The 238-nt window shown below is 60.9% G+C and carries 1 protein-coding gene; it reads left to right on the top strand.

Annotated elements, in window-relative coordinates:
- Positions 1–54: 54 nt before the first annotated feature.
- Positions 55–238: hypothetical protein (locus tag AMS67_RS17255; protein ID WP_156316540.1), on the top strand; the 184-nt coding region annotated here is incomplete at its 3' end.

The raw sequence follows: 238 nt of genomic DNA, 5'->3' as shown, positions 1-238 counted from the left end.
GTCGAGCAACAGACTCTGCGGCGCGTGCGACGTGGCGCAGACGAAGGAGAACTGATGATGCTGAAAGAAGGAGAGTCGATGCAGGCGTTCGCAGAAGGGCACGAAAACGGAGAGGAGAGAGAGGGAGAGGACGACACGCGTGAGAATCTCGGCGGGCGGAAAGCCGAAGTTCTCCATGGCGAAAGAGAGAGAGGAGGGAGAGGAGGAGGGGAAGAAATGGCGGCGCGGGTGCTGCAGC

The organism is Leucobacter japonicus (assembly GCF_001273855.1).
Lineage (GTDB): Bacteria > Actinomycetota > Actinomycetes > Actinomycetales > Microbacteriaceae > Leucobacter > Leucobacter japonicus.
Note: the sequence above shows the minus strand (reverse complement) of the source record. Positions and strands in the feature narration are given on the sequence as shown.